General features: G+C 63.5%; 11 protein-coding genes. 3 read left to right on the plus strand and 8 right to left on the minus strand.

The annotated features are described in order from the left end of the window. Positions 1-86 precede the first annotated feature (86 nt). Positions 87-374 (plus strand): hypothetical protein, encoded by a 288-nt coding sequence (locus C481_RS03835; protein ID WP_049904412.1) that lies wholly within the window; start codon positions 87-89, stop codon positions 372-374. Between the two features lie 132 nt (positions 375-506). Here C481_RS03835 and hisS read toward each other — a convergent pair whose 3' ends face one another. From hisS to C481_RS22605, 3 genes are all read right to left on the minus strand, one after another. Then, positions 507-1808, minus strand: coding sequence for a histidine--tRNA ligase (gene hisS, locus C481_RS03840; protein ID WP_006107643.1), 1302 nt, complete (start codon positions 1806-1808; stop codon positions 507-509). A gap of 54 nt (positions 1809-1862) precedes the next feature. Beyond that, complete coding sequence (locus C481_RS03845; RefSeq protein WP_006107644.1) at positions 1863-2177, minus strand: hypothetical protein; 315 nt, start codon at positions 2175-2177, stop codon at positions 1863-1865. Between the two features lie 157 nt (positions 2178-2334). Then, positions 2335-3258 carry a hypothetical protein gene (locus C481_RS22605; RefSeq protein WP_241434647.1) on the minus strand — a complete coding sequence of 308 codons (924 nt, stop codon included), beginning with the start codon at positions 3256-3258 and terminating at the stop codon, positions 2335-2337. Between the two features lie 230 nt (positions 3259-3488). Between C481_RS22605 and C481_RS03855 the strand changes: the two genes are divergently transcribed. Next, complete coding sequence (locus tag C481_RS03855; protein ID WP_006107646.1) at positions 3489-4199, plus strand: class I SAM-dependent methyltransferase; 711 nt, start codon at positions 3489-3491, stop codon at positions 4197-4199. A 195-nt stretch (positions 4200-4394) separates the two neighbouring features. Here the strand turns inward: C481_RS03855 and C481_RS03860 are convergent, their stop codons facing one another. From C481_RS03860 to C481_RS03875, 4 genes are all read right to left on the minus strand, one after another. After that, positions 4395-4634 carry a hypothetical protein gene (locus C481_RS03860; RefSeq protein ID WP_006107648.1) on the minus strand — a complete coding sequence of 80 codons (240 nt, stop codon included), beginning with the start codon at positions 4632-4634 and terminating at the stop codon, positions 4395-4397. Positions 4635-4926: 292 nt separating this feature from the next. Further along, a complete protein-coding gene (locus C481_RS03865; RefSeq protein ID WP_006107650.1) occupies positions 4927-5517 on the minus strand; it encodes a DUF7411 family protein in 591 nt (196 codons plus the stop codon). Between the two features lie 7 nt (positions 5518-5524). Further along, positions 5525-5875, minus strand: a complete 351-nt coding sequence (locus tag C481_RS03870) for a DNA-binding protein (protein ID WP_006107651.1) — start codon at positions 5873-5875, stop codon at positions 5525-5527. A gap of 193 nt (positions 5876-6068) precedes the next feature. Continuing rightward, complete coding sequence (locus tag C481_RS03875; protein ID WP_006107652.1) at positions 6069-6524, minus strand: 30S ribosomal protein S19e; 456 nt, start codon at positions 6522-6524, stop codon at positions 6069-6071. Positions 6525-6626: 102 nt separating this feature from the next. Between C481_RS03875 and thiL the strand changes: the two genes are divergently transcribed. Beyond that, positions 6627-7526 (plus strand): thiamine-phosphate kinase, encoded by a 900-nt coding sequence (gene thiL, locus C481_RS03880; RefSeq protein ID WP_006107654.1) that lies wholly within the window; start codon positions 6627-6629, stop codon positions 7524-7526. 33 nt (positions 7527-7559) lie between these two features. On the opposite strand, the gene C481_RS03885 is transcribed toward thiL, so the two are convergent. Beyond that, positions 7560-8067 (minus strand): site-2 protease family protein (locus C481_RS03885; RefSeq protein ID WP_006107656.1); only part of this gene is annotated, 508 nt, incomplete at its 5' end.

The following is an 8067-nucleotide window of genomic DNA, read 5'->3' on the forward strand; positions in this document are numbered from 1 at the left end:
CTCACCCCCGCTCGCTACTGCGCGTCCCATAAACACGCTCCCAGTAAACCCGCACGCTCATTACGCCCCAGTTCAATGCGTCACGCGTGCCAACGGCATCCTGTGGGGAATGTGAGTGGAGTCACCGGGCCGATGACGACGCAACGACTGAACTCGATCGGGCGATGATCGACCACCACGTCGAAACCGGTCACTCGCCGATCAAGCGGGCCGATCTCGTCGAGCCGATTCCCGCCGAACTCGACGGCGTGACTGCAAGTGACTACGGGAGAGGGACCGAAACCGAAGCCGAAACTGAGATCGAGACCGGGAGCGAGACGGAAACCGAGGCCGAACCGACCGTCGAACTCGAGAAAAACTCCCGTCGCCACTGAACGTCAGTGTCCGCCCGATCGCACGACGGCTGTGCGACTACTCTGTGAACGGTTTCACACAATACCGTCCGGCCGACCGGAACCGACTGAGACGAACCGCACGCCGGCGATCCGTTCTCGCTTTTCGATGCGTTACGAGTCGAAGTCCGCGAACGTCGGGCGCTCGTACTCGCCCGGGAACTCCTCGACGGGGACCTGCATCTGGTCGCCCGAGTTCATATCTTTGATCGTCACCTCGTCGTTTGCGAGGTCCTGTTCGCCGGCGATGACGACCGTCTCGGCGTTGATGGAGTCCGCGTAGTTCAACTGTGAACCGAAGGAGCGCCCGGCGACGTCCGTCTCGACGACGTGGCCGCGCTCGCGGAGCTCGCGGGTGATCCGGGCCGCTTCCGGTCGGGTGTCGCCGATCTGGAGGACGTAGTAGTCCGTCGTCACCTCCTCGTCGGGCCAGACGCCGGCGCGCTGGCACAACAGCGCCAGCGTCGCGTGACCGGGTGCGACGCCGACCGCGGGCGTCGGCTGCCCGCCGAAGCTCTCGATCAGGTCGTCGTAGCGGCCGCCGCCGAAGATCGACCGCGAGACCTCGCCCGCGGAGTCGAAGCACTCGAAGACGACGCCCGTGTAATAGTCCAGTCCGCGGGCCGTCTCGAGCGAGATCGTACAGTACTCTCGCGCGCCGAAGTCGTCGGCCGCATCGAGGACGTTCTGGAGGTTCTCCACGGCCGCGGTGACGCGCTCGGTGTTTGCAAACGCCTTGACTTCCGCTAGGTCGCCGCCGCCGACGAGTTCGTCGAACTCGACCGCCTGATCGGCCGTCAGCCCCGCCCCGATCAGCAGATCGTGGTACTCCGCCGTCGAAAGCTTGTCCGACTTGTCGACCGCGCGGATCGCGTCGTCGATATCCACGTCCGCATCGTAGGTCTCGAGCACGCCGCCAAGGATGTCCCGGTGGGAGATTCTGAACTCGAAGTGCTCGTCGGTGAGCCCGAGGTTCGTTAGCGCGTCGGCAGCCCAGGCCAGGATTTCGGCGTCGGCTTCGGGCTCCGAGGAGCCGAAGATGTCGACGTTCGTTTGGTAGAACTCGCGCTGGCGGCCCTGCTGGACCTGCTCGTAGCGCCAGAAGGGACGGGTCGAGAACCACTTGATCGGCTTCGAGAGTTCCTGTTGCTTGGCGACGACCATCCGGGCGACGGTCGGCGTCAGTTCGGGCGTCAGGGTGACGTGGCGGCCGCCCTGATCCTCGAAGGAGTACAGTTCTTCGACGATGTCGTCCCCGCTCTTGTCGGTCCACATCTCGGCTCGTTCGAGCGCCGGCGTCCCGATCTCGCGGAAGCCGTAGCCGCGGGCGGTATCCTCCAGGGTGTCGATGGACGCCCGTCTGGCGGCCATCTCGCCCGGATAGAAGTCGCGAAAGCCCTTGATCCGGTCGTACATGACTGGTGGTTCACCGAGGGCGGACTTCTATCCTTTCGTTTGGGAACGTCGCCCTCAGCGTCCCGCGAGCGCTTCGATCACGAGTCCAATAACGGTCGCAATGGCATAGAAGTAGCCGAGCAGGAGTCCGTACCCGATCGCCGCCCCGACCGCACTTTCGCGGAAGAATCCGCCCGTTCGGTGCACGAGCGCGTCGACCGGTGCCATCACGATCCGGAGCACTCCCGCGACGGCTCCGAGGAGCGCCGACTCCTCGGCGAACTCGAGGAGCACCAGATACGCTCCCAGGAGAACCCACAGCAGGGCAAACGGAAGCAAGATCGTTGCGCGAGGCGCGACCGCCTCGGCGAACTGGCCGGATTCCGGCATAGTCTACGGTCTCCCTGAACGGCAACACCGATGCCGGAGAGCCGGCCGTGATCCTCGTCTAAGTTCCAGTTTCATGTCGAGTTCACCGTCAAGAGCGTTTCGTCCACTGCTTCCAGAGGTTCGCGCAACCGAAATAGAGCGTGTGGGTTTCGGCCGGTCAGATCAGCGAGACATCGCCGTTGTGATCGAGCAGGCTGTTGCCCGTGCTCGGGTGCTCCCCGTTGTCGGCATCGTAGTAATCCGAATTCCCGCTCATCATGTCGGTGATCTCCTGCTCCGCATCGAGATACGACGTTGCTTCGTGGGGGGCCGCATCGTCGATATGCGCCCCGACGATCCCGTAGTTACTGTACGGCCCCGTCCAGATCCGGCCGTGCGTTCGACCGAGGACGCCGAACGGACCCGACGCGACGGAGGCTTCGTTTTCGATCCACTGCCCGTCGATGTACATGTGGCGACCGTATTCGACGGGCCAGGTGTTCCACAGAATCCCGCCCTGGCTGTCGATTTCGACGGCCAGATCGTCCGCGTCCGCGGTCGAGTTCGACAGCAGGTTGACCGGCCCCTTGAGTTCGTAGCCGCCGCTGTCTTGGGCGTGGTAGTACTTCGGTACGTACGACGGATAGGACGCGTCCGCCGAGACGCCGTCGTCGGTGAACATGAGCGTTTCCTGCTGCGTTTCGAACAGCGTCTCCCACTCGTCTCCGGTCGCGTACAGCGCGTCCCAGTCTCGCTGTTCCTCGCGTTTGGCTTTCTCCGGAAGGTCGTCCGCCTCGGGATCCGGTCGCTCGATCGTTCGCTCTTCGACGACCGCCCGCTCTCCGTACCGTTCTTTCAGTTCCGAACTCGTCTTTCGCTTCGTGATCGTGACCGCCGTCGGCGTGATCGTGGCGCGCGTTACGATCGTTCCGCTGACCCGGAATCCGCCGAGTTCACGGGCGGACCCATCCGTTGCGCCCGCGCCGCCGATTCCGAATCCGGCTCCGGTCGCGAGGAGACTCGCGCCGAGTGCGCCGAGCGCCGTCCGTCGATTCATGCGTGCAGGCGTGTGCTTCTCGTCGGAGGGACTGTCTCGTGTCATCCCATCAACAAAGTGATTGTATTTTGTAGTATATTTATCAGATTGATTTATATACAAGTTGGTTTATTTGATTTGGCTACAAGCACTCATCGGTCTCTGCGGGACGATCCGAGTGGCACAGCGGATAGAAATCGCCTACAATAGGCTGAATCCGGCGCAAAAACAGCCTCGTTCCGGATATTGTACCGTAACCCATCAGTATATTATTGAACACCAGTAAGGAGCCGAACATGACTACAGAAGAGGGGCCGATAGCGAAAGATGCCTACGACAAATTAGCGGATACATACGCACAGGACGTGGAAAACTCCGCGTATAATGCCCATTTGGAGTTCCCGGGAACGACGGCTCTTATACCGGACGTGGAGGGGAAACAGATTCTCGATGCAGGGTGTGGAAACGGGAGGTACACAGAATGGTTACTCGACCAGGGAGGCGAGGTCGTGGCCATCGATGTGAGCACAGAGATGCTTACTCGTGCTACTGAACGGTGTGGCGGGCGAGCAGAGTTTCATCAAGCAAATCTTGGTGCCCCACTTGACTTTGCAACAGCAGATGAGTTTGACGGTATCGTGAGCGGTCTCGCACTCGACTACGTACAGAACTGGCACCGGCCGTTCACTGAATTCGCCCGCCTTCTCAAACCGGGTGGGTTCTTCGTGTTTTCAGTGATACACCCGCTCGACGAATACAATATTGACGGTGATATGGATTACTTCGAGATTGAGCAGAGAACGAAGGAGTGGGAACCTCCTGTTCCGTACTACCGGCGTCCATTTTCGGAAGTACTCAGTCCACTACTCGAGACCGGCTTTCGGGTGGATGCGATAACTGAACCGCAGCCCACGGACGCCTTCAAAGAGCAACGGCCAGAGCGATTTGAGAAGGAGTCAAAGCAGCCGGTCTTCCTCTGTCTACGGGCCGTGAGACGAGAGAGTTAGCTGTTGTATCCGTTCATTTCAAGCGGCCTTACCGCTTCCGTCGCGATTACGGACCGAGTTCAGCCGGCGGACGAGGTGGTTTCGATGGTGGTGTGGTGGTGTCGCCGCCTCGAGCCCACCGCCAACTCGGCTGGCCGCCGCGACTCGAGTTCACCTGTGGTTGATCGTCCACGGGTGAACTCGTTTCGCGGTGGCTTAGTCCGAGTCGGATCGCTTGCCGACGTTTGGAGCGACGCGACAGCCGCACGGGCCGGCGACGGCTTCGCCCGGGCCGATCATGGTGGTCTGGGCAATGGGTCTGTCACAGCGGGGACACCGAGGGAGGCTCGAGTTCGCCGGTTCGCCCGTTGTGCCGGTCGTGACCGGGTCCTGCGCGGTGTCTGCACCGGTCCCGTCGGCGTCGGCTTCGCTCTCGGAGTCTGTCTGATCGGTCATACCGACCGGCGCCCCGCTGGTCCCGTCCCCTCGTAGGAGAGACTCGCTACTGGTCGAATCCGCCGATGCATCGGGCGTGCGGGATGTTTATATCCCGTGAGAATGTACGCAAACATGGCTTGTAAACCCCGAAGGGTTTGGAAGCCACGTCTCGGATGTCATCACCATCCGGGACATTTCATGTCCATTTGGTGGCTTCCGTTCTAATTGTTGATTGGTAGTGACTTATATCTACCGCTCAGGGGCCGGAATCGGAAGCGACGGAAACGAGAACGGGCCGAGAGCGACGGCGCTACCGAACGCCGGTCACGTACGTCTGATCGTGATCCGGAAAGAGTTCGGCCACGGCCGCCGGGCCGTCTTCGTCGGCGATGATCGCCCGCAGTTCGGCCTCGTAATCCGCCCGATCGATCTCCTCGCTCGGGCCGACGGTCACGTCGAGCCGCGCCTCCACGAGACGGTCCACGGCGGTACGCCCGAAGCCCGACAGCGGGGCGATGTAGTCGACCTCGTGGCGGTCCTCGAGACTTTGTGCCTGCGCGCGAGAGATCGTCGGCACGCGGTCGTCTCGCCTCGTCCCGTCGGCGATGGCGTCGAAGGAGTCGGCCGCGAGCGCTTCGAGCGCCTGCTGGTGGACGTGTTGGATACCGTTTCGCGGAAAGCCGTCCTCGCGGATGCGCTCGACCGCCTCGTGGGCCACGTCGGGATCGAGTTCGAGACGTTCGAACGCGAATCCCGTCGCGCGGGCGGTCTCGCGGGCGTGTTTCCAGTCGTCGCTAATACCGAAGTGTACCGTCGTGAGGGTCACGTCGTAGAACTCGTCGAGGAGAAGCGCGGCGAGCGTCGAGTCCTTGCCCCCGCTGTAGAGCAGTCCGAGATCCATGCCTGCGCTACCGGCGCTGAATGTCGAAGCTCTTGGAGTCGGGCTTGAGTTCCTTGAGAAGCTGTTTCATCTTCTCGTCGTCGATCTTGCCCTGAATGCGGCCGCTGCGGGCGAGACTGACGACCTGCCGTTCGACCTGTTCGCCGAACTGGGGCTTGCTCATCTTGACCGTGTTGAGTCGCTTGCGGGCGTCGTCGGTCAGGTGCTGGCGCAGGACCGCCTTCTTCTGGGCCTCGGCCTGCTGGCGGGCCGCTTCCTGCTCCTCGCCGCCCTGCTGGGACTCGGCGCGATCCTGGAGCTGTTCCATTTTCTTCTGTCGAAGCTCCTCGAGTTTCTCCTCGTCAGGTGAGCCACTCATAGCTATACGGACAGTTGTTTCGCACGGAGGAAAATGATTTCGGACGACATCGAGGCGAGTCCGCACGTCGGTCCGTCTCCCAACCGCGAGCAGTCGTCTTCCGGTGCCGCGACGGATCGTCCGCCGGCTATCCCTACTGTCCGCCCGCTATCGGCGAAAACGCGCCTTGAAAGACGAGTTCAGAGAAACCGGTTCAGGCGTAGCGCTCGAGTTCCGGACGGTCGAGGTCTTCGAGAACGCCGCCGGCGGTGTCGTCGAGCAGGCTCTGGCCCTCGGCGGTGATGCGGCGACCTTCGCCCTCGGCGGTTTCGACGAGATCCTCTTCTTCGAGCTGCTGGAGGATGGTGCGGATCATGTTGCGCGAGCCGTCGGCGCGCTTGTCGGGAGCGACCTGGTAGCGGTTGGAGCCGTTCTTGCTGCCGCCGTACTCGGTTGCGAGTCGCTCGACACCGACTGGACCGCGGTCTGCGACCTTGCGCAGGAGGCTTGCGGCGCGGGTCGCCCAGAAGTCTTCCTGTTTCGGCGGCAGTTCGCGGTCGACGCCGCTCTTGGTGAATTCGCCCCACTCCGGTTCGTCGAGTCGGTCCTCGAAGTCCGCGGCGAGCGCCTCGATGAGGTCGTCCGCCGGAACGTCGTACATCGTAGCCATTGCCGTTGGGTTCCCTTCCGCGGCATTTAAGACCATCGTATCCGCTCCGCCTCGTCCCGGGCATCCCGGACCGTTTTTCGCGTTCGAGTCGAAACGGGGGGTATGGACGAACGGGCCGCCCTGGCGCTGCTCTCGGGTGAACTCGACGCCGCCGGCGACGACGCTGCGGTCGTCGACGACCTCGTGGTGACGACGGACATGCTGCACGAGCGGACGGACTTTCCGGACGGCACGACGCAGTATACGGCCGGCTGGCGGGCCGTCGGGGCCTCCCTCTCGGACGTTGCGGCGATGGGTGCCGAGGCGACGGCCGCCGTCGCCGCTTACGCCGTCCCCGAGTTCACTCGCGCGGACCTGCTCGCGTTCGTTCGCGGCGCGAGCGACGTGTGCGACCTCGTCGGCGCCGAGTACGTCGGGGGCGACCTCGACGGCCACGACGAGTTCACCGTGGCGACGACGGCGATCGGTCGCCTCGTAGACGACCCGGTTACGCGCGACGGTGCGGATCCGGGGACGGACGAACTCGTCTGCGTGACCGGAACGCTCGGCCGCAGCGCGGCCGCACTCGAGTTCTTCGAGCGCGGCGACGTCGAACGGGCGAACGACTTGTTCCAGTTCGAGCCGCGGATCGCGGCCGGCCGGGCGTTCGCGGCTCACGCGACGGCGCTGATGGACTCGAGCGACGGCCTCGCGCGCTCGCTCCACCAACTCGGCGAGGCGAGCGACTGCGGCTTCGCGATCGAGTCGGACCGCGTCCCGATCGACGAGGCGGTCCGTGCAACGACCGACACGGACGACGATGAAGACGCGCTCGGGCGCGCGATCACTTTCGGCGAGGATTTCGAACTCGTCGCCACGGTGCCGGAATCCGAACTCGACGCCGTCCGCGAGGCGACCGCGGTCCCCGTTTCGGTACTCGGAACGGTCACCGCCCGCGAGGACGGAATCACGATGGACGGTGCCGAACTCGAGGACCGCGGATTCACGCACGGCGAAGCGTGAGCGTGCGAACGGCCGTGGTACTAACTGAACTCGTTACCCGACCGCGACCGGTACCGGCATGAAGCAAAGTGTGCCGAGGCCGAAGGTGACGAGCCCGAGGAGAAACCGGCCGGTATCGAGCGCGTCGTCTCGCACGGGCTGGGCCGGGCCGACCGAGGCGAGGACGGCGGTGAACAGTCCCCAGAACGCCCAGATAACCACCGCGTTCCCGCCGTAATCCTTCCAGTAGTAGAGGTACGCTGCGAGTCCGAAGAGGACGCCGGGGACCAACGCCGCGATCGTTTCCTGGAAGCTGCCGGCCATCGCTCGGAGAATGTGGCCGCCGTCGAGTTGCCCGACCGGAATCAGGTTGAGAAACGTGACGAACATGCCGACCCAGCCCCCGATGACGACCGGATTCACCGCCGTCGCCGGATCGTCGCGGTACAGCGGCTGGTCGGTGATCGCGGCGAGGAACTCGAGTAACGGGGGATAGCCGAGTTGAATCTGAATCGCGTCCGGGTCCTGGACGAGGGCGTCTCCGGCCACGACTGGCGGGAGG

The sequence above is a fragment of the Natrialba asiatica DSM 12278 genome, assembly GCF_000337555.1.
GTDB classification, from domain to species: Archaea; Halobacteriota; Halobacteria; order Halobacteriales; family Natrialbaceae; genus Natrialba; species Natrialba asiatica.